We start from the raw sequence: 20,808 nt of genomic DNA on the forward strand, positions 1-20,808 counted from the left end.
ACAAAAGTGTTCCACGTGGAACAATTTTTATTTCAAACGAAGAACATATTTAAACTTATAATTACATGTTTAACGAGTTATATGATGTTATAGTTGTTGGAGCTGGTCACGCAGGAAGTGAAGCAGCAGCAGCAGCAGCAAACATGGGAAGCAAAACCTTGCTTATTACCATGAACCTACAAAATATTGCACAAATGTCTTGTAATCCTGCTATGGGAGGAATTGCAAAAGGTCAAATTGTACGAGAAATTGATGCTCTTGGTGGTTACAGTGGTATTGTTAGTGATACTTCTGCTATTCAGTTTAAAATGCTAAATAAATCTAAAGGACCTGCAATGTGGAGTCCAAGAGTACAAAGTGACAGAATGCGTTTTGCAGAAGATTGGAGACTTCTTTTAGAACAAACGAAGAACTTAGATTTTTACCAAGAAATGGTTTCTGGTTTATTAGTTGAAAATGATAAAGTAGTTGGTGTACAAACTTCTTTGGGAGTAAAAGTAAAAGGTAAATCTGTAGTGTTAACCAATGGAACTTTTTTAAACGGATTAATTCATATAGGAGATAAGAATTTTGGAGGTGGAAGAGCTGGTGAAAAAGCAGCAACTGGTATTACAGAGCAATTGGTGGAATTAGGTTTCGAATCTGGAAGAATGAAAACAGGAACACCTCCAAGAGTAGATGGTCGATCTTTAGATTTTTCAAAAATGGTAGAACAACCAGGAGATTTAAATCCTGAGAAATTCTCTTATTTAGATATTACAAAGCCGTTGACTAATCAACGTTCTTGTCACATGTCTTATACAAGTGAAAAAGTACATGATCTTCTTCGTGAAGGTTTCGATCGCTCACCAATGTTTAATGGAAGAATTAAAAGTTTAGGGCCTAGATATTGTCCGTCCATCGAAGACAAAATAAATCGCTTTGCAGATAAAGATAGACATCAATTATTTGTTGAACCAGAAGGTTGGAATACTGTTGAATATTATATTAATGGGTTTTCTACTTCATTGCCAGAAGATGTTCAGTTTAAGGCATTGCGTTCAGTTGTCGGATTTGAAAATGTTAAGTTTTTCAGACCCGGTTATGCGATTGAATACGATTATTTTCCACCTACACAATTAAAGCATACTTTAGAAACAAAGTTGGTAGAAGGACTATATTTTGCCGGTCAAATTAATGGAACAACTGGTTATGAAGAAGCCGCATCTCAAGGTTTAATGGCTGGAATAAATGCTAGTTTAAAAGTTAGTGAAAAAGATCCTTTTACCTTAAAAAGAGATGAAGCATATATAGGTGTTTTGATAGATGATTTAATAACAAAAGGAACAGAAGAGCCTTATAGAATGTTTACTTCTCGAGCAGAATATAGAACTTTATTACGTCAAGATAATGCAGATTTAAGATTAACACCTAAAGGATTTGAACTGGGTTTGGCTAGTGAAAAACGTTTAAAGCGTATGGAAGAAAAACATGAAGAAGCTGAAAAGTTTGTTCAATTTTTTAGAACCACTAGTGTGCAACCAAAAGAAGCTAATCCAGTTTTAGAATCAAAAAACTCTGCTCTTGTGAAACAATCAGATAAGATGTTTAAGCTTTTTTCTAGACCTAATATTACTATAGAAGATGTTAGGAAATTTGATGCAGTTGAGAATTATATTCAAGACAATAATTTAGATAATGAAATAATTGAGCAGACCGAAATTCAAGTCAAATATTCTGGATATATAGCCAAAGAAAAACTAAACGCAGATAAATTAAATAGGTTAGAGTATGTAAAAATCCCTGACAATTTTGATTACTCTCAAATTAAATCTATGAGCTTAGAAGCTAGAGAAAAACTTAAAAACATTCAACCAACGTCGATAGCTCAGGCATCTAGAATAAGTGGTGTTTCACCAAATGATATTTCCGTTTTGTTGGTATATATGGGAAGATAGTTTTAAAGTGTTCCACGTGGAACATAGATGTTTTTTGGCTTGTTTATTGAAGCTAAAAATATTAAAAAGCATTATGAAATTACGAGTATTATTTGTTTTGTGTACAACATTATTTGTTTCATGTATTCCTGTAAAAAATGTTCAAGACATAAATGGATATCATATTATTGAGGGAAATAAAAAAGTTGGCAAAGACCTAAAAAGTCAAAATGTTTTTAGTTTTCAAATTTATAAAGACAGGCGTTTTTTCGATAGGTATTTGTACGAACGTTTTCATGATGTTCCTGGTTTTTCCTCCTCTGAATTTAATGTAGAAATTGAAGATGTACCGTTTACAATTCGAATATTAAGCAAAGAAGAAACAAGTACATATTTAGATTTTACTGATTATATATTTAAAAATGACGATCCCGAATTAGTTAAAAACGGAAAGAAAAAGCAATTCATTTATATGGTTGTAAAAGATGAAAACAATCAAGATGCTTTAAGTACAGATTCTTTTTATAGATATATTGTAGCAAAATATTTAGACGAAATTAGAATGGATTTTAAAGCTTATTAATATATTTGAAAACTAAAATAATTTAACAAAAAACATTTTTATTTGTTCTTCTGAATTTGTTTTCGAGTCTATTCTAAATGAAAGAAAACCGTATCCATTTAAAAGTAAAAGATCATTCTGTTTCTGGAGAAACATTTGAATTAATAGAAAATCCAATATTTGGTTTTTTAGAAACGAGTCCACAACCTAAAGCAGAAAAACTTTCCGAATATTATAAAACGGAAGATTATATTTCGCACACGGATGCGAAAAGAAATATACTTGAAAAAGTATATCATCTTGTTAGAAGTATTTCTTTAAAACGAAAATTGAAACTTATTAATTCTTTTTCCTTTGAAGAAAAAAAACTTTTAGACATTGGGTGTGGTACAGGAGATTTTTTACAAGTTTCCAAACAAAATAATTGGCAAGTTTCTGGTATAGAACCAAACCAACAAGCAAGAGAAATAGCAAATAAGAAAACAGAAAATAATGTTTTTGAAATAGAACAATTACAAAAATTTAAAAAGCATAGCTTTAATGTAATTACACTTTGGCATGTTCTAGAGCATTTACCAAATTTAGAAAATCAGATTTCTATTTTTAAAAGCTTACTTAAAAAAAACGGAGTTTTAATAGTAGCTGTACCTAATTATAAAAGTTATGATGCAAAACATTATAAAAATTTTTGGGCAGCCTTAGATGTACCAAGACACCTTTGGCACTTTAATCAAGATTCTATTGTTTCTCTTTTTGCGAAAGAAAATATGAAAGTGATAAAAATACTTCCTATGCAATTTGATGCGTATTATGTGAGCTTACTTTCCGAAAAATACAAATCTGGTTTTATGAATCCGATTAAAGCTTTTTGGATTGGTTTTCTTTCCAATCGCAAAGCGAAACGCTCTAAAGAGTATTCTTCCTTAATTTATGTAATTAAAAACGGTTAAATCTTCTTTTAACCTTAATTGTTACATTTTTAGAGTCACAAACAACTCTTTGTGCTTAAAATTCATAAAAGAGGCTTAAAACGCTTTATTTTAATCTGTTTTTAATAGTTGTAAACTATTGTTTTCGTATTTTTTATAAATAATTTTTATATAATAATATTCCTTTGCTTTTTTTACATTTGCGCTGATTAAAAAAATAAATCAGATAACATGAAAAAAATAATTTTAGCACTTGTAACCGTTTTCGTTTTTACTTCTTGTGATCAACAAAAAATTGCTTTTATAGATAATGGAGAGTTAATAAATGACTATCAAGGTAAAATAGACATTGAAGCAAAATTTAAAGTAAAAGATAGTTTGTTTAAAAAAGATACAGATAGTATTGGAATGGCTTTTCAAAAAGAAGTTAAAAACTACCAAATGAATGGAGCAAAAATGTCCACTAAAAAAAGACAAGAAACAGAGCAACAATTAGGACAAAAACAACAAATGTTACAACAGCAAATTCAAATGCAACAACAAGCAATGCAGCAAGAATTTCAAGTAGCTATAGATTCTGCTCTTGTTAAAGTAAAAGATTTTGTTACCGATTATGGTAAGAAAAATAACTACACTTACATTTTAGGGAAAAATGAAGCTGGAAGTGTAATGTATGGTAGTGATACTAATGATATTACTAAAGAGGTTACTGAGGCTTTAAATGCCACATACACAAAGTAATTTAAACATTTTATTTATAAATAAAAGTCAAGCTTATGCTTGACTTTTTTTATGTATTAACCTTGTTAATTTTATAGATAAATCGGTAAGGATTATTTTCGAATTTCCATTACGTTCTATATGATAAATAGCATCTTGAAGTTCATTAGAAATTTCTAAAATATTATTTCCATGAATAAAAGGAGCAAAATTTTCTAGTTTAAATTTTTCGGTTTTAGGTTCAAAATATACTAGTTCTTTTGCATTGTAATTCAACAAAAGTGCTTGCCTAAAAAAATCGATACAGAAGTTTAAAAATTGTTTTTGTGTTTCTCTTCCTGTTTTTGCAATTTCTTCGCTCCAAGAAATTAAATCGTGAATAGCAGCCTTATTTCCTTTGGCTTTAAATGCGCTTCTTATCCAGAAAATAAACCAAGTTTCAAATTGTATGTCTTCACTATCTTGATATACTAAATCGCAAGCTTTATTGTAATTTCCATTCGCTTGATGTGCAATTTTTGTTGCTACAGCATCTTGTAAATTATATTGATTTATTAAGCCTTGTTTTACATCCATCTCGGCTAAAGGCGGGAAGTGCAAAATTTGGCAACGGGATCTAATAGTATTAATTATTTGTTCTTCGTCTTCAGCAATAAGAATAAAAATCGTTTTGTTTGGTGGTTCTTCAATCAGTTTAAGAAGTTTGTTTGCAGCAGCAGTATTCATTTTTTCTGCCATCCAAATTAACATCACTTTATAACCACCTTCGTAAGATTTTAAAGCAAGTGATTTAACAACTTGTAGTGCTTCTTCAACACCAATCTGTCCTTGCTTATTATCTACGCCAAGTAGTTTGTACCAATCAAATAAATTACCATACGGTTGTTCTTTTAGCAATTGCCTCCATTCTTCTAAGTAAAAACTAGAAACTGGTTTACTCTTTACTTTATCACTTGTAGTTACAGGAAAAGCAAAATGTAAATCTGGATGCGAAAGGTTGTTAAACTTAAGATTACAAGCTGCGTTTCCGTTGTTGTTTTCTTTATTTGTATTCGCACATAAAATGTATTGTGCATAAGCAATAGCCATTGGTAAAGTTCCAGAACCTTCCGGGCCTACAAATAATTGTGCATGTGCAATTCTACCATTATCCACACTTTGTGTTAAATGGTTTTTTATATGTTCTTGTCCTAAAATATCACTAAAAAGCATACAGCAAATATAGTTTATATACTTAAAAGGAAAACTAAAAGCAAAGTCCAATTTTAAATAAATAAGTAAAATTCTGCCCTATAATCCCTTCTCTAAAACCAATAAAACAACGATTAAATACACAAAACACAGATAAAGTGTTTTATTATTATTATATTTGAGCCCCAAATCATTTCCCAAAAATGAAAAACCTACTTAAATTCAGTTTTACTGTACTTATTGTGTTTTCTATAAATGCACAAAAAAGTCAGGATATAAAACCTGCTCAAGAACAAGCTTTAACCACTCAAAAAGAGTTTTATATTCAAGGGAGTGCCATCGCTATAGGAAATAATATTTTAAGCGAAAACGCTACTCAAGATTATAATGAAATAGGTTTAATTAACGATAGAGTAGAAATGAAATATGTAGATATTGATAACGAGTTCTCTACATTTAGTTCTAGTTCTGCACATTTACAATTACCCAAAAACATTAGTAAAGTTAAGTATGCTGCCTTGTATTGGAGTGCTACATATGGATTTAAAAAAGGACAATATAAAAAAGTAAACAATAAAATGTTGGTGAAAGGAAAAGGAGAACGAGATACGACCTTTCATTCTATAAAGTTTAAAACCCCAAATCAAGAATACAAAAAGATTAAAGGAGAAATTGTTTTTGACGGGCATGAAAAAAAGTTTTTTGCCGCAAATTCACCCTATGTTTGTTATGCAGATGTAACTTCTTTATTGCAAAATAATACCGCAAATGGAAATTATACAGTAGCTAATGTGAGAGCTACAGAAGGTGTTATTACAGGTGGAAGTTCAGCTGGTTGGGTTTTATATGTCGTTTATGAAAAAGAAGACGACACACCCAAATATATTAGAACTTTTCACGGCTTGTCGCTTTTAAATAAAAACCCTTTAGATATTAATTTCAATAATTTTAAAACTCCAGAATTTGGCGAAATTAACGCTACAATTACTATGGCTGCAATTGAGGGAGATGCTAAATTAAAAACAGATAAGTGTTCCATTTTTAGTGAAAAAGAAAAGCAATTTGTTAATATGAGTACAGGTTTACGACCTGAAACAAATTTTTTTAATAGTAGCATAACAAATAATGAGGAACATGTAACCGAAAGACTTCCTAAAAGTGAAAACACTTTAGGATTTGATCTCGTATCATTTAATATACCAAACACAAACAATACACTTTTAGATAACAATCAAACCGAATTAGATTTTAATGTATCTACTAAAGCAGATCGTTTTTATCTTTTTTTTACTGCATTTCAAACAAATATAAGTGAAAGCTGTTACCTAGAGAATAACTTAGATAATATCAATATATTGGTTTCTGGAGATGTTTTAAAAGAAGCAAAACCTGTTGTTGGTAATGTTGAAGACGAAGAGTAAACTACTCTAAAATATTAGAGGAATAAAAAAATTGCGCATATTATTTATTTTAAAGACCTTTAGCCTTTAGAATAATATGCGCAATTTATATATATAACAAAAATGAAAACACTAAACGACTTCAACTTTAAAGACCAAAAAGCATTAATTAGAGTAGATTTTAATGTACCATTAAATGAAAAATTTCAAGTTACAGATGCTACCAGAATACTTTCTGCAAAACCAACTATTATTAAAGTTTTAGAAGACGGAGGAAGCTGTATTTTAATGTCGCATTTAGGAAGACCAAAAGGAGCTCAAGACGAGTTTTCTTTAAGTCATATTGCAAATAAAATAGAAGAAATAATAGGTGTTGAAACAAAATTTGTTTCTAATTGTGTTGGTGCAGAAGCAGAAGAAGCTGCTAAAAATTTAAAGCCAGGGGAAATCTTATTATTAGAAAATTTACGTTTTCATTCAGAAGAAACTTCTGGAGATAAAGACTTTGCCGAAAAACTTTCAAAACTAGGAGATATTTATGTAAATGACGCTTTTGGTACTGCGCATCGTGCACATGCTTCTACAACTGTTGTTGCTCAATTTTTCCCTAAAAATAAATGTTTCGGCTATTTATTAGCTCAAGAGATAGAAAGCATAAATAAAGTAATGGAATCTGGAGAAAAACCAGTTTTAGCTATTTTAGGTGGAGCAAAAGTATCTTCAAAAATTACAATCATTGAAAACATCTTAGATAAAGTAGACCATCTAATTGTTGGTGGAGGAATGAGCTTTACTTTTATTAAAGCACAAGGAGGAAAAGTAGGAGATTCCATTTGCGAAGACGACAAAATGCCATTAGCTTTAGAAATATTAAAGCAAGCAAAAGAAAAAGGAGTGCAGGTACATATTCCAGTAGATGTGTTAGCAGCAAATGCTTTTAGCAACGATGCAGATACTCAAGTTTGTGATATTACAGATATTCCAGAAGGCTGGCAAGGTTTAGATTGTGGACCAAAATCGAAACAAATATTTAACGATGTCGTATTACAATGTAAAACCATACTTTGGAATGGTCCTTTAGGAGTTTTTGAAATGGAAAACTTTGCTACAGGAACCATTGCTTTAGGAGATTCTATTGCAGAAGCCACAAAAAACGGAGCATTTTCACTAGTTGGAGGAGGAGATTCTGTTGCTGCTGTAAAGCAATTCGGATTCGAAAACAAAGTAAGCTATGTAAGTACAGGAGGAGGAGCAATGCTAGAAAGTCTTGAAGGGAAAACGCTTCCAGGAATTGCTGCTATTTTAGAATAGTATAAAGCAGAAAACATTTTTAATTATTAAACACGAATTTAGTATCTTATACGTTTAAATAAGACGCTAAACACATAACTATGCAGTTACAAAAACTCTTTTTCTTTGTATATTTTTTAGGTCTTACCATGCTACAAGCACAAGACACTTTACAAGTTGCTATAGAAAATCCAAGGCTTACAGAACAACAATTAGAAGCAGGAAAAAATTATATAATAGACACTATAATTGATGGTCAAGCTTACTATAAAAAAGAAATAAAAGTTGTAGAACAATTAAATCTTAATACAACACTTTTAGATAATGATCATGCAGCTGAAATTGATGATAAATGGCTACAAGAATTATATAGCACCTCTTTGTTTGATACTATTTATAGAACGGTTAGTGAACTAGATTATAAAGATGTTTATTATCCTGAATTATCTACAGAGTTACTAAAATCAAGACTAGCAGAACTTAATGCTAGAACCCCTTTTAATGTAGAATATAACCCATCTTTAGAAAGTGTTATCAAGTCCTTTTTAAAAAACAGAAGAAAATCTTTTGAAAAATTAATGGGATTAGGACATTATTATTTTCCAATGTTCGAACGCGAATTAGATAATTATAACATCCCGTTAGAGATGAAATATCTCGCTATCGTAGAATCTGCGCTTAAACCAAGAGCAAGATCTAGAGTTGGAGCAACCGGTTTATGGCAATTTATGTTTGCAACGGGAAAACAATATGGATTAGATGTAAGCTCTTATGTAGACGAACGTAGCGATCCTATTAAATCAACAGAAGCCGCATCTAAATATTTATCTAAACTGTATGAAATTTTTGGCGATTGGGATCTTGCTTTAGCAGCATACAATTCTGGCCCAGGAAATGTAAGTAAAGCAATAAGACGTTCTGGTGGTTATGAAAACTATTGGAATATTCGCCATAATCTTCCAAGGGAAACAGCAGGTTATGTTCCTGCATTTTTAGCAACTATGTATATCTTTGAGTTTGCTGAAGAACACGGATTTAAACCTGTAAAACCAGAGTTTCAGTACATAGAAACAGATACAGTGCGTGTAAAACATATGATTACCTTAGATCAAGTAGGTGAAGCAACTGGTGTACAAATAGAAAAATTACAGTTTTTAAACCCTTCATACAAACTAGATATTATTCCAGTTGTAAAAGGTGAAAACTATACCTTACGTTTACCAAGAGATGTTATTGGAAAGTTTGTAAATAATGAAGAAGCTTTTTATGCAATGACTAAAGCTGAATTTGATAAACGAGAAAAACAATTACCACAATTTTTTAATGCAGAAAGTAAAACAAGGTACAAAGTACAAAGTGGGGATTACCTCGGGAAAATTGCAAGAAAATTTGGTGTTCGCGTTAGTCAATTAAAACAATGGAATGGCTTACGAAGCAATAATCTTAAAATAGGACAACGCTTAACTATTTATCCAAGAAACACAGCTGCAACCACAAAAAGCACTCCTAATAAGCAGAATAAAAAGACAGTTCCTCCCAATGCAACAACCTACATGGTAAAAAGCGGAGATTCCCTTTGGAGTATTTCTCAAAAATTCCCAGGTATTTCTATTCAAAATATTAGAGATTGGAACGATATTAGTGGTAACAATTTAAAACCAGGAATGAGGCTTGTAGTATCGAAAGGCTAAAACTTCTATAAAAACTAACAATTATGCGTAATTTTCTTTGTATTGCAGTACTAATACTATTCTTTACTTCTTGTAATGATTCGAAAAAATCAAATAAAAGAATCGTTTCAGCATCTTCTGGAACACTTAATAACATTTCTGTTGTTGTTAATAATGATCTTTGGGATGGTAGTGTTGGAGAAGCTATTAGAGATGTGCTTGCTGCACCAATTTATGGTTTACCACAAGACGAGCCTATTTTTACAATGGCACAAATACCACCACAAGTATTTTCCGATTTTGTAACCAGGAACAGAACCGTTTTAAAAATAGAAAAAGGATCTGAAGAAGCTTCTGTAAAAATAGCAAGCGACGTATATGCAAAGCCTCAAAAAGTGGTTTTAATAACCGGAAAAACAAATGCTGAAATTGTTAAACAAATTAAAGATAATGCAGATAAAATTGTTTCTGCATTTAAAAACGAAGAGCTAAAAGAAAAACAAAGAAGAATTAACTTATCCCTTCATAAAGATAACGCAATTAAAGAAAAATTAGGGATAACAATAAATTTCCCAACAGCATATAGAATTGCTAAAGAAGAAGATAATTTTTATTGGATTCGTAAAGATATTACTACAGGAACTACTAATTTAGTATTATATGAATTACCATATAAAGCACTTAAAAAGAATGACAGTTTAATTAATCAAATAATAAAAATTAGAGACTCTATAGGCGAAAAGCACATTCATGGTTCACCAGACGGTGCGTATATGATAACTGAAAACGCATATACACCTTATTTATCGGAAACAATTATAGATAATAAAACCACTTTGGAAACCAAAGGGATTTGGGATATGAAAAACGCATTCATGTCTGGACCATTTGTAAACTATATGATAGAAGACAAAGTAAATCAGCGTTATTTAGTTGTAGAAGGCTTTGCTTTTGCACCATCCGTTTCTAAAAGAGATTATATATTTGAGCTTGAAGCTATTGTTAAATCTATAAAAATAGAATAAGCTTCAACTATTTTATAAAACAAAAAAACCAACGCATCGCGTTGGTTTTTTTTATCTAAAAGAATTGTTATTCTTTTTTGCTTTCTTCTTCCTCTTCTTTACCTGTAGCATCTTTAAATTCTTTAATTCCACTACCAAGACCACGCATAAGTTCTGGTATTTTTTTACCACCAAAAATAAGTAAAATAACAACGGCAATTAATACTACTTGTGGCCAACCTATAAAAAGAGGTGTCATATTTAAAATCATAATCTTTAAATTTAAAGCAAAGTTAATAATTAAAGTTTAATATTTTCGTTTTAACCCTAACTTTAGTATAATATTAAACTAAGACTTTGTAAATTTATATACTTTTGTTTTTAGTATGAAAAGAAAAAAGAAAAAAGAAAAAAAAATAGCAAAAAAGCTACTTCACAAGTATAGACTAGTAATACTTAACGAAGATACTTTTGAAGAACGCTTATCTTTTAAACTAACAAGGCTTAATGTTTTTGTTTTGTTAGCTATCTCTTCTATATTATTAATTACAGCAACAACCATATTTATAGCATTTACACCTTTAAAAGAATATATACCAGGTTACTCTTCAACAGCTTTAAAAAAGAAAGCCACTATTTTAAATCATAAAACAGATTCTTTAGAAAAAGTTATAGCGGTTAACGAACGTTATTTTTCTTCCATAAAAAAAGTTTTACATGGTGAGTTAAGTAGTGTCGACTTTAATAGAGATTCGATTATAGAATCGGCAAAGTTAGATGTTAGCGAAATAGATCTTGCTCCAACAAAAGAAGATTCCCTACTACGCGAGAAAGTAGATAAAGAAGATAAGTATAACCTTTTTGAATCTGCAACATCTAATGCAAGCTTTGTCTTATTTCCACCTGCAAATGGCGCCATTACAGAAAATTATAATGCCAAAGAAAAACATTATGCCGTAGATATTGTTGTGGCAAAAGACACACCAATAAAAGCAACAGCCGATGGTATTGTTATTTTTGCAGAATGGACTACTAAAACAGGACAAGTAATTATTGTAGAACATAGCCATGGATTAATTTCTGTATACAAACACAATGCATCTTTAAATAAAGAACAAGGAGATTTAGTTAAAGCAGGAGAGGTTATCGCTATGTCTGGTAACACAGGAGAACTTACAACAGGACCACACTTACATTTTGAACTTTGGAGTGATGGTTACCCAATTAACCCAACCAACTTTATAGATTTTGAATAAATGCTATCATTAAAAGCAGCCTTAGCAAAACCATTTGCAAAACGAGTATATAAGTCCATCCAAAAATGGGCTAATAATCCTGTGGAAACACAAAGTAAAGTGTTTCAAAAGTTAATTACTGATGCAACAACAACACAGTTTGGTCAAGACCATGATTTTGTTAGTATTAATAATCATGAAGACTTTACTAAACGCGTTCCAGTTAGAGATTATGAAGACTTAAAACCATATGTTGAAAGGGTTGTTGCAGGAGAAGAAAATATTCTTTGGAAAGGCAAACCAATTTACTTCGCTAAAACCTCAGGAACTACTTCTGGCGCAAAATATATCCCGATTACTAAAGAAAGCATGCCAACTCATGTCGAAGCAGCAAGAAACGCTATTTTAATGTATATTCATGAAACAGGAAATGCTAAATTTGTAGATGGCAAGATGATTTTTCTTCAAGGTTCTCCAGTTCTTGAAACACAAAACGGAATACAATTAGGAAGACTCTCGGGAATCGTAGCGCACTACGTACCAAAATATCTTCAAAAAAACAGAATGCCTTCATTAAAAACGAACTGTATTGAAGATTGGGAAACCAAAGTAAATGCTATTGTAGATGAAACGTTACCAGAAAACATGACCATTATTTCTGGCATACCATCTTGGGTACAAATGTATTTTGAAAAACTCCAGGAGAAGACAGGAAAAAAGGTTGGTGATATTTTTAAAAACTTCAATTTATTTATTTTTGGAGGTGTAAATTACGAACCATACAGAGCAAAATTTGAAAGCTTAATAGGAAGAAAAGTAGATAGTATAGAACTCTATCCAGCAAGTGAAGGCTTTTTTGCATACCAAGACAAGCAAAACATAAAAGGAATGTTGTTACAGTTAAACTCAGGGATTTTTTATGAGTTTATTAAAGTAGATGATTTTTTTAACCCAAACCCTGAAAGAATTACTATAAAAGATGTAGAAATAAATGTAAACTACGTTATGATTATTTCTACAAACGCAGGACTTTGGGGATATAATATAGGAGATACTATTCAGTTTACATCCACAAAACCATATAGAGTAATTGTTTCAGGACGAATAAAACATTTTATTTCTGCTTTTGGAGAACATGTAATTGGTAAAGAAGTTGAACAAGCATTACAAGAAGCTTTAGTCGATAGTGATGTTCAAGTTACAGAGTTTTCAGTAGCACCTCAAATTAGTCCAACACAGGGTTTACCCTATCATGAATGGTTTATTGAATTCGAAAAAGAACCAAAAAACATTTCCGCTTTAGCGCAAAAAATAGATGCATCTTTACAAAAACAGAACAGCTATTATTTCGACTTAGTAGAAGGTAAGGTTTTACAACAATTAAAAATTACTTTAGTTAAAAAAGATGGATTTCAAGAGTATATGAAATCTATAGGTAAACTAGGGGGACAAAATAAATTACCTCGTCTATCTAATGACAGAAAATTAGTTGATGATTTAGAAACATTAAATCTCACTAAATAATATTATATTTGCGGGTTAAATACAGTATATGAGTAATAAAAAACATCATGCAAGAACGAGAGCTCAAGAGAGTTCAAATGCTATAGAACGCATGTATATTACAATGAGGCACCTGTTTAATCGTGGTTTTTATAAGCCAATGGGTGTTTCTGGAGAAACATTAAGGGAAGCTTTATTATTACTAAGACCAGAAATTTATGGGTCTATTGGTGATGAGAAAGCAGAACTTGAAGGTCTTCTTTATGTAGTAGATCGATTGCCGGAAGGAATAGAAGAATGCACATTCATTAATTTAACAAGTGATGAAGGCTATGCAAATTCTCATTTTAAAGCTATAATTCCACCCAAAAGAAGACGTAATTGTTATCGAATAGATGATGAGCAAATGAACATTGAGATTACTCGTGGTCGCTCAGAAATTTATGATATACTTACGCATCTTACTTTTCTTTTTGTTGAGTCACATAAAATTAGCAAACGCGTTTTAATTGATGAAAATGGAGCTACTACCCGAGATTGGATTAAGCTTGAAAAAGCAGTAACGACCAAAAAGAAACTTACGCAACAAGAACGTGAAATAGCAATAACGCATACTGCAAATATTTTAGGAAGAACTTTTAATGAACTAAAAGAAGTATATTCCGATTTTGCAATACCAACACAACCAGAACGTTTATTACATATCGTATATTGGTTAGGTAAATTAGCTATTGAAGAAGTTGTAAATAACAACAAAAGAACCATTACTTTTAGCCCTGTTTTAAGAGAACGTCTAGGGCACCATATTCATGGAGAAATTTGGGCAAATAATATAAAAGCAATTTTAAGTAAAAATGAATTGCTAGAAAGACCAATTCATGTAATTAGTGCAAATATGCACAGTGTTATGAATACTCTTTTTGCTCCAAATGCACTTAAATCTTTAGCTTCTAAAAATGATATTTTTGAAGTATATGAAGCAATTAGTCATAAAGACAATAAAGATTTACGTAATAAAGTAACAAAAGAAGCGTTGCAAAAAGGAATGCTGTATGTAGAAGATACTTCGGGTACAAATATTAATGTGCAGATTTTTGATACAGCAAAAATTGATTTCTCTAAAGTGGATATAGACATTAATGCAGATAAACTAAAAGCAGATAAGCCAATTATAATTGTAATGGATTATGCTTTTGGTGAACAAGCTTATGAAACTATTGATGAGTTATTAAAACCCTATAAACCTAACGGAAAGAAAACGCATTTACATGTAGACTCTATTTCAATTATGGGAAAAGCAGGTATTTTAGAAGGAGGAAAAGGGGATATTATGATACCTTCTGCACATATTTTTGAAGGTACAGCAGATAACTATCCTTTTAAAAATGAGTTATGCAAATCTGACCTAGAAGGTCAAGGTTTAAAAATATTTGAAGGGTCTATGATAACCGTTTTAGGAACCTCATTACAAAATAAAGATATTTTAAAGTTCTTTTATAGTTCTACTTGGAATGTTATTGGTCTAGAAATGGAAGGTGCACATTACCAAAAGGCGATTCAAGCAGCATCCAAAGTAAGAGGTAGTATAAACGAAGATGTAAAAGTACGTTATGCTTATTATGCAAGTGATAACCCTCTAGAAACAGGAGGTACATTAGCATCTGGAGGTTTAGGAACTTCTGGTGTTAAACCAACCTATTTAATAACAAGAAAAATTTTACAACAAATATTTAATTAGTAAATTATTATGAGTGATAAATTACCAAATGCAAACACTACAGAAGAAGTAGATTTAGGCCAGATTTTTTTATACATAGAAAAAGTGTTTAAAAAAATAGGAAACCTTTTTGTAAAACTATTTCAAGCCCTAGGTTGGCTTATTAAGAAAATTGCAGTTCTTTTCCTTTTTGCAATTAGTATTGTAAAAAAACAATTTATTAAAATTGGTATCGCCGCTATATTAACTTATGTTGTATTTACAGTTTTAGACAAAAGATCGATTCCTGTTTACCAATCTTCCATATTAGTGAATCAAAATTATGAAACTGGAAAGCTGCTATATAACCATATTAGTAGGTATAATTTAATCGCAAGAAATAATGACTCAATAAGTTTAAGTAAAGAATTAAATATTCGACCAGAGGTGGCTGCAAAGATTACTGGATTTGATGTGAGTAGTAGTATCACAAAAAATCAGTTATACCATGAATATCATGAGTTCTTTAAAGAAGTGGATTCTACAATCTACGTGTCTTTTTATGAATTTGAAGACGAGTACCCAATGGAGCTTATTGAAACGCAACTAATTACAGTTCACGCACTTAGCCCTGATGCTTTTGATGGTTTAGCGAATTCGATTGTAAATGTTTTTAGAGAAAATGAATACTTTAAAGAGATAAAAGAAACCGAAATTTCAGATTTTGAAAATCAAATCAAAACTAATAATGAAATAATTACAGAGTCAGACACCCTAATGAAGAAGTATATTAATTTGATGCAAAATTATTATGGTAATTCAGCAGATCCACAAAAACAAGATCAAGCAACTATAAACCTTAACTTAGCTAATAATAAGGATAGAATTAATACACGAGAGTTCGAAGTTTTTAATTTACAAAATTCTAAAAAACAAGAAATAGTAGGATTACAAAAAGAAATAGTAGCAAGAAAAGAAATTATTGAATTACAATCTAATTTTACACAACCAACTTTAATCATTAATTTTTATAAAAAAAACAAAATGAAAGCAACCGTATTAGCTGGTCTTTTAGTTTTACTCTTTTTCTTTTTCAAAGAACTTGGTGTTTATAATTTAATCGATAAATACGGGAACAAAGAAAACCTATTAGAATCTTAGGCATGACCAATAGTACTATATTAGTAAGTGGAGGAGCAGGCTTTATTGGCTCTAATTTTATTACTTATTATTTAGAAGAGAATCCAACAGCAAAAATTATAAATTTAGACAAGCTTACCTATGCAGGTAAGCTTTCTAATTTAATTGAAGTAGAAAACAATAAAAATTATTCTTTTGTTAAAGGAGATATTTGTGATAGAGCTTTAATTGAAAAACTATTTAACATTTATAATTTTAACGGCGTTATACATTTTGCTGCAGAATCACATGTAGACAACTCCATTGAAAAACCCGAAGCATTTATTAGTACTAATGTTTTAGGTACATTTACATTATTAGACGTAGCTAAAAACCATTGGATGCAAGCCCCAAATAAAGTAAATGAAGGTTGCACTAATAATAGATTTCTTCACATCTCAACAGATGAGGTTTATGGTACGCTAGGAGAAACAGGTTTGTTTACAGAGCTAACTCCTTATGCACCAAATAGTCCTTATAGCGCATCTAAAGCTTCTTCAGATTTTATCGTAAGAAGTTACTTTCATACTTTTGGAATGAATGTGGTTACCACCAATTGTTCTAATAATTATGGGCCAAAACAACATGACGAAAAACTTATTCCTACTATAATTAGAAAAGCTATTCAAGGGGAAAACATTCCAATTTATGGCAATGGTAAAAACATAAGAGATTGGTTATATGTTTTAGATCATTGTAAAGGTATCGACTTAGTATATAAAACAGGCAAAGCAGGAGAAACGTATAATATTGGTGGTAAGAATGAGAGAGATAATATATATATTGCAAACACCATTTGTGAAGTTTTGGATACGGTTTTACCTAAACAAAAATCATATAAAGAATTAATAACATTTGTAAAAGATAGACCGGGACACGATTTTAGATATGCAATAGACGCATCAAAAATTCAAAAAGAATTAGATTGGAAAGCCAATGAAAATTTTGAATCAGGGATTAAAAAAACAATAAACTGGTATCTTAAAAAGTACATTAAAGCATGAAAGGAATAATACTAGCAGGAGGTTCTGGCACTAGGTTACACCCGCTTACAAAAGTGGTAAGTAAGCAGCTTATGCCTGTTTATGATAAACCCATGATATATTACCCACTTACTACTTTAATGTCGGCAGGAATAAACGAAGTTTTAATTATTTCAACCTCTAAAGAAGCAGGAAGATTTAAAGAACTGTTAGGCGACGGTAGTGACTACGGATGTACCTTTAAGTATGCCGTTCAAGAACAACCAAACGGTTTAGCCGAAGCATTTATTATTGGAGAAGATTTTATTGGTAAAGATAGCGTTGCACTTATTTTAGGAGATAATATTTTTTATGGTTCTGGATTAGAGCAAACATTAAAAGCAACTAGTAACCCAACTGGAGGTGTAATTTTCGCCTATCATGTTCAAGACCCAAAACGTTATGGTGTGGTAGAGTTTGATGAAAATAATAAAGCAATTTCAATTGAAGAAAAACCTAGCGAACCAAAATCTAATTACGCAGTACCAGGAATTTATTTTTACGACAATACAGTTATAGAAATTGCTAAAAATATAAAGCCTAGTCCTAGAGGTGAATTAGAAATTACTGATGTTAATAAAGCATATTTAAAACAAGAAAAGTTAAGTGTGCAAATACTAGATAAAGGAACAGCCTGGTTAGATACAGGTACCTTTAATTCCTTAATGCAAGCATCACAGTTTGTTCAAGTTATTGAAGAGCGACAAGGATTAAAAATAGGTTGTATAGAAGAAACAGCCTATAAAATGGGATATATTAATAAACAAGAACTCTTAGCGTTAGCTGCTCCTTTACTTAAAAGTGGTTATGGCTTATATTTACAACAACTAATCTAATATGCTTGTAGAAGAAACGTATTTAAAAGACTGTTTTGTAATAATACCAAAAGTACATCTGGATTCTCGTGGCTATTTTATGGAAAGCTTTAATCAAGAAACTTTTAATAAGGCAATACAAAATAAGATCGTTTTTGTACAAGACAACGAATCAAAATCCTCTAAAGGGGTTTTAAGAGGTTTGCATTTTCAAACGGGAGCTCATGCGCAAGCAAAGTTAGTTAGAGTTACACAAGGTAGTGTGTTAGATGTTTGTGTAGACCTTAGAGAAACATCTCCAACCTTTGGTAAATACTTCTCTGTAGTTTTAGATGCAATCCAAAAAAAACAATTATTTATTCCTCGTGGATTTGGGCATGGTTTCTTGGTATTAGAAGACCATACCGTTTTTAATTATAAATGTGATAATTATTATAATAAATCCGCAGAAGCCGGAATTATTTACAACGACAAGACTATAAATATCGATTGGGGTTTTCCGAGAGAAGCACTTATTTTTTCTGAAAAAGACTTACAGCTTCCAACGTTTGAAAAGCTATTTAAATGAAAACAAAAGTACTTGTAACGGGGGCAAATGGACAGTTAGGAAAAACACTAGCTTCCTTAAAAACAAAATTTAAAAATTTAGATTTTATTTTTGCAAGTACCTTAGATTTAGATATTACCAAATCGAATCAAGTCGAAACGTTTTTTTATACAAATAAAATAGATTGGTGTATAAACTGCGCTGCATATACAGCTGTAGACAAAGCTGAAAAAGAGCCTGAAAAAGCAAAAAAAGTAAATGTGTTAGGAGTAAAAAATCTAGCACTAGTATGTGCTAATAAAAACGTTGCCTTAATTCAAATATCTACAGACTTTGTATTTAATGGCGAAAAATCTGTAGCATATACCGAAAAAGACACAACAAAGCCAACTGGTGTTTACGGAACTACCAAACTAGAGGGAGAAATTGAAATAATAAAAAAATTAGAAAAGTATTTTATTATAAGAACTTCTTGGTTGTATTCTCAAAACGGAAATAACTTCATGAAAACCATGATAAAATTATCCAAAGAGAGAAAGAAGATAAATGTGGTTTCCGATCAAATAGGAACACCAACATACACAACAGATTTAGCAGAAATTATGCTTAAAATTATTACGACAAACAATAAACAATATGGCACTTATCATTATAGCAATGAAGGTGTTGCTAGTTGGTATGATTTTGCAAAAGCTATTTTTGAAGAAAGTAATATTGACATAAATGTATTACCAATAAAATCAGAAGCCTATCCAACACCAGCAAAAAGACCACATTTTAGTGTATTAGATAAAACTAAAATAAAAACAAATCTTAAAATAGAAATACCACATTGGAGGGTTAGTTTAAGAAAAGCAATAGCAAATAATAATGAATAAAAATCTACAAATAGCAATACAAGCAAGCTTAGAAGCTGGAAAAATAATTATGCAAGTCTATGATACCGCTTTTAATGTGGAAATAAAAGACGATAAATCTCCGTTAACAGAAGCAGATAAAAAAGCGAACGACATAATTAATTCGTATTTAGTAAATACAGAATTTCCAATTATTAGCGAAGAAAATAAACAAACAGATTATAGTATAAGAAAAGATTGGAAAACCTGTTGGGTTGTAGACCCTGTCGATGGTACTAAAGAATTTATTAAACGCAATGGCGAATTCACTGTAAACATTGCTTTAGTAAGAAATGGTAAGCCAGAATTAGGTGTTATTTATGTGCCTGTAACAAAAACTATTTATTATGCAAATGTAGCTACTAAAGAAGCTTTTAAGGCGCAATTAGAATCACATGACACTTCTTTAGATGAGGTGATTCATTCTGCATCGATATTACAGCCTAAAGCACCAGAATCGAACCCAGTTCAAGTTGTTGGAAGTCGCTCGCACATGAGCCAAGAAACTTTAGATTTTATTGAATCCATAAAAAAAGAAGGAAAAAAAGTAGAAGTAGTTTCAAAAGGAAGCTCCTTAAAGTTTTGTTTAGTTGCAGAAGGTAAGGCAGATGTGTACCCAAGATTTGCACCTACAATGGAGTGGGATACCGCTGCTGGTCATGCTATATGTAATGCAGTAGGCTTACAAGTTATCTCTAAAGAGACGAACCAACCTCTTTTATATAATAAAGAAAATTTATTAAACAGTTATTTTTTAGTTAGTAAATAGATGGCAGATGTATCTTATAAAAGACATATAGCAAAAACCCTTACTTGGAGGTTTATAGGTACTTTAGATACTATTGTATTATCATGGGCTATCACAGGTGATCCTTTTGTAGGACTAAAAATAGGTTTTGCAGAAGTGATTACAAAAATGACTTTATACTACCTCCACGAGCGTGTTTGGTTTAAAATAAACCTCTCTAAAGACGGTCGGATTTTAGAAAGTAGAAAACGCCATATAGCAAAAACCGTTACTTGGCGTGTTATTGGCACAATGGACACTATGGTGCTAGCTTGGCTAATTTCTGGAAACCCGTTAATGGGACTTAAAATAGGTTTCGCAGAAGTAATTACAAAAATGCTGTTGTATTATGTTCATGAACGTGCTTGGTACAAAATAGACTTTGGGCTTTTAGGACGAAAAAATCTAAAAAAATAAGTTGTTTGATAACTAAAAAGAAATTCGTT

20 protein-coding genes are annotated in these 20,808 nt (G+C 31.0%); 18 read left to right on the top strand and 2 right to left on the bottom strand.

The annotated features are described in order from the left end of the window. Positions 1-65: 65 nt before the first annotated feature. The 4 genes from mnmG (at position 66) to Q4512_RS02935 (ending at position 4,148) form a co-directional block, all read left to right on the top strand. Positions 66-1,937: a tRNA uridine-5-carboxymethylaminomethyl(34) synthesis enzyme MnmG gene (gene mnmG / locus Q4512_RS02920; RefSeq protein WP_303421426.1), complete on the top strand. Its 1,872-nt coding sequence runs from the start codon at positions 66-68 to the stop codon at positions 1,935-1,937. 73 nt (positions 1,938-2,010) lie between these two features. After that, on the top strand, positions 2,011-2,499 hold the full coding sequence (locus tag Q4512_RS02925; RefSeq protein ID WP_303421428.1) for a hypothetical protein: 489 nt from the start codon (positions 2,011-2,013) through the stop codon (positions 2,497-2,499). A gap of 77 nt (positions 2,500-2,576) precedes the next feature. Then, positions 2,577-3,428 (top strand): class I SAM-dependent methyltransferase, encoded by an 852-nt coding sequence (locus Q4512_RS02930; protein WP_303421429.1) that lies wholly within the window; start codon positions 2,577-2,579, stop codon positions 3,426-3,428. 210 nt (positions 3,429-3,638) lie between these two features. Beyond that, positions 3,639-4,148 (top strand): OmpH family outer membrane protein, encoded by a 510-nt coding sequence (locus Q4512_RS02935; protein WP_303421431.1) that lies wholly within the window; start codon positions 3,639-3,641, stop codon positions 4,146-4,148. Between the two features lie 33 nt (positions 4,149-4,181). On the opposite strand, the gene Q4512_RS02940 is transcribed toward Q4512_RS02935, so the two are convergent. Then, positions 4,182-5,339: a DNA polymerase III subunit delta' gene (locus Q4512_RS02940; protein WP_303421433.1), complete on the bottom strand. Its 1,158-nt coding sequence runs from the start codon at positions 5,337-5,339 to the stop codon at positions 4,182-4,184. Between the two features lie 182 nt (positions 5,340-5,521). Here Q4512_RS02940 and Q4512_RS02945 point away from each other — a divergent pair, with 182 nt between their 5' ends. From Q4512_RS02945 to Q4512_RS02960, 4 genes are all read left to right on the top strand, one after another. After that, positions 5,522-6,739, top strand: a complete 1,218-nt coding sequence (locus Q4512_RS02945) for a hypothetical protein (protein WP_303421435.1) — start codon at positions 5,522-5,524, stop codon at positions 6,737-6,739. Between the two features lie 102 nt (positions 6,740-6,841). Further along, positions 6,842-8,029, top strand: coding sequence for a phosphoglycerate kinase (locus Q4512_RS02950; RefSeq protein ID WP_303421437.1), 1,188 nt, complete (start codon positions 6,842-6,844; stop codon positions 8,027-8,029). An 80-nt stretch (positions 8,030-8,109) separates the two neighbouring features. Continuing rightward, complete coding sequence (locus Q4512_RS02955; RefSeq protein WP_303421439.1) at positions 8,110-9,699, top strand: LysM peptidoglycan-binding domain-containing protein; 1,590 nt, start codon at positions 8,110-8,112, stop codon at positions 9,697-9,699. Between the two features lie 23 nt (positions 9,700-9,722). After that, positions 9,723-10,703, top strand: a complete 981-nt coding sequence (locus Q4512_RS02960; protein WP_303421441.1) for a DUF4837 family protein — start codon at positions 9,723-9,725, stop codon at positions 10,701-10,703. Between the two features lie 67 nt (positions 10,704-10,770). On the opposite strand, the gene Q4512_RS02965 is transcribed toward Q4512_RS02960, so the two are convergent. Further along, positions 10,771-10,953, bottom strand: coding sequence for a twin-arginine translocase TatA/TatE family subunit (locus Q4512_RS02965; RefSeq protein ID WP_303421443.1), 183 nt, complete (start codon positions 10,951-10,953; stop codon positions 10,771-10,773). A 115-nt stretch (positions 10,954-11,068) separates the two neighbouring features. Between Q4512_RS02965 and Q4512_RS02970 the strand changes: the two genes are divergently transcribed. The 10 genes from Q4512_RS02970 to Q4512_RS03015 are packed head-to-tail and all read left to right on the top strand — an operon-like array spanning position 11,069 to position 20,779. Further along, positions 11,069-11,938 (top strand): M23 family metallopeptidase, encoded by an 870-nt coding sequence (locus Q4512_RS02970; protein WP_303421446.1) that lies wholly within the window; start codon positions 11,069-11,071, stop codon positions 11,936-11,938. Then, positions 11,939-13,441, top strand: coding sequence for a GH3 auxin-responsive promoter family protein (locus Q4512_RS02975; protein WP_303421448.1), 1,503 nt, complete (start codon positions 11,939-11,941; stop codon positions 13,439-13,441). 28 nt (positions 13,442-13,469) lie between these two features. Further along, on the top strand, positions 13,470-15,158 hold the full coding sequence (locus tag Q4512_RS02980; RefSeq protein ID WP_303421450.1) for a DUF6909 family protein: 1,689 nt from the start codon (positions 13,470-13,472) through the stop codon (positions 15,156-15,158). 9 nt (positions 15,159-15,167) lie between these two features. Further along, positions 15,168-16,277 carry a hypothetical protein gene (locus Q4512_RS02985; protein ID WP_303421452.1) on the top strand — a complete coding sequence of 370 codons (1,110 nt, stop codon included), beginning with the start codon at positions 15,168-15,170 and terminating at the stop codon, positions 16,275-16,277. 2 nt (positions 16,278-16,279) lie between these two features. Next, positions 16,280-17,299, top strand: a complete 1,020-nt coding sequence (gene rfbB, locus Q4512_RS02990; protein ID WP_303421454.1) for a dTDP-glucose 4,6-dehydratase — start codon at positions 16,280-16,282, stop codon at positions 17,297-17,299. Continuing rightward, positions 17,296-18,153, top strand: coding sequence for a glucose-1-phosphate thymidylyltransferase RfbA (gene rfbA, locus Q4512_RS02995; RefSeq protein WP_303421456.1), 858 nt, complete (start codon positions 17,296-17,298; stop codon positions 18,151-18,153). The genes rfbB and rfbA overlap by 4 nt, the downstream gene beginning before the upstream one ends. Before the next feature lies 1 nt (position 18,154). Next, on the top strand, positions 18,155-18,700 hold the full coding sequence (rfbC, locus tag Q4512_RS03000; RefSeq protein ID WP_303421458.1) for a dTDP-4-dehydrorhamnose 3,5-epimerase: 546 nt from the start codon (positions 18,155-18,157) through the stop codon (positions 18,698-18,700). Further along, positions 18,697-19,557, top strand: coding sequence for a dTDP-4-dehydrorhamnose reductase (gene rfbD, locus Q4512_RS03005; protein ID WP_303421460.1), 861 nt, complete (start codon positions 18,697-18,699; stop codon positions 19,555-19,557). Before rfbC ends, rfbD begins: the two co-directional genes overlap by 4 nt. Continuing rightward, positions 19,550-20,344 carry a 3'(2'),5'-bisphosphate nucleotidase CysQ gene (gene cysQ / locus Q4512_RS03010; protein WP_303421462.1) on the top strand — a complete coding sequence of 265 codons (795 nt, stop codon included), beginning with the start codon at positions 19,550-19,552 and terminating at the stop codon, positions 20,342-20,344. The genes rfbD and cysQ overlap by 8 nt, the downstream gene beginning before the upstream one ends. Further along, positions 20,345-20,779, top strand: coding sequence for a DUF2061 domain-containing protein (locus tag Q4512_RS03015; protein WP_303421464.1), 435 nt, complete (start codon positions 20,345-20,347; stop codon positions 20,777-20,779). The last annotated feature ends 29 nt before the right edge of the window (positions 20,780-20,808 follow it).

The sequence above is a fragment of the Oceanihabitans sp. 2_MG-2023 genome (genome assembly GCF_030547245.1).
In the GTDB taxonomy this organism is placed as follows: Bacteria; Bacteroidota; Bacteroidia; order Flavobacteriales; family Flavobacteriaceae; genus Oceanihabitans.

Bases quoted from the DNA above. Each gene is read 5' to 3' on its own strand.
- mnmG (WP_303421426.1), top strand. From the start codon at position 66: ATGTTTAACGAGTTATATGATGTTATAGTTGTTGGAGCTGGTCACGCA.
- Q4512_RS02925 (WP_303421428.1), top strand. From the start codon at position 2,011: ATGAAATTACGAGTATTATTTGTTTTGTGTACAACATTATTTGTTTCA.
- Q4512_RS02930 (WP_303421429.1), top strand. From the start codon at position 2,577: ATGAAAGAAAACCGTATCCATTTAAAAGTAAAAGATCATTCTGTTTCT.
- Q4512_RS02935 (WP_303421431.1), top strand. From the start codon at position 3,639: ATGAAAAAAATAATTTTAGCACTTGTAACCGTTTTCGTTTTTACTTCT.
- Q4512_RS02940 (WP_303421433.1), bottom strand. From the start codon at position 5,339: ATGCTTTTTAGTGATATTTTAGGACAAGAACATATAAAAAACCATTTA.
- Q4512_RS02945 (WP_303421435.1), top strand. From the start codon at position 5,522: ATGAAAAACCTACTTAAATTCAGTTTTACTGTACTTATTGTGTTTTCT.
- Q4512_RS02950 (WP_303421437.1), top strand. From the start codon at position 6,842: ATGAAAACACTAAACGACTTCAACTTTAAAGACCAAAAAGCATTAATT.
- Q4512_RS02955 (WP_303421439.1), top strand. From the start codon at position 8,110: ATGCAGTTACAAAAACTCTTTTTCTTTGTATATTTTTTAGGTCTTACC.
- Q4512_RS02960 (WP_303421441.1), top strand. From the start codon at position 9,723: ATGCGTAATTTTCTTTGTATTGCAGTACTAATACTATTCTTTACTTCT.
- Q4512_RS02965 (WP_303421443.1), bottom strand. From the start codon at position 10,953: ATGATTTTAAATATGACACCTCTTTTTATAGGTTGGCCACAAGTAGTA.
- Q4512_RS02970 (WP_303421446.1), top strand. From the start codon at position 11,069: ATGAAAAGAAAAAAGAAAAAAGAAAAAAAAATAGCAAAAAAGCTACTT.
- Q4512_RS02975 (WP_303421448.1), top strand. From the start codon at position 11,939: ATGCTATCATTAAAAGCAGCCTTAGCAAAACCATTTGCAAAACGAGTA.
- Q4512_RS02980 (WP_303421450.1), top strand. From the start codon at position 13,470: ATGAGTAATAAAAAACATCATGCAAGAACGAGAGCTCAAGAGAGTTCA.
- Q4512_RS02985 (WP_303421452.1), top strand. From the start codon at position 15,168: ATGAGTGATAAATTACCAAATGCAAACACTACAGAAGAAGTAGATTTA.
- rfbB (WP_303421454.1), top strand. From the start codon at position 16,280: ATGACCAATAGTACTATATTAGTAAGTGGAGGAGCAGGCTTTATTGGC.
- rfbA (WP_303421456.1), top strand. From the start codon at position 17,296: ATGAAAGGAATAATACTAGCAGGAGGTTCTGGCACTAGGTTACACCCG.
- rfbC (WP_303421458.1), top strand. From the start codon at position 18,155: ATGCTTGTAGAAGAAACGTATTTAAAAGACTGTTTTGTAATAATACCA.
- rfbD (WP_303421460.1), top strand. From the start codon at position 18,697: ATGAAAACAAAAGTACTTGTAACGGGGGCAAATGGACAGTTAGGAAAA.
- cysQ (WP_303421462.1), top strand. From the start codon at position 19,550: ATGAATAAAAATCTACAAATAGCAATACAAGCAAGCTTAGAAGCTGGA.
- Q4512_RS03015 (WP_303421464.1), top strand. From the start codon at position 20,345: ATGGCAGATGTATCTTATAAAAGACATATAGCAAAAACCCTTACTTGG.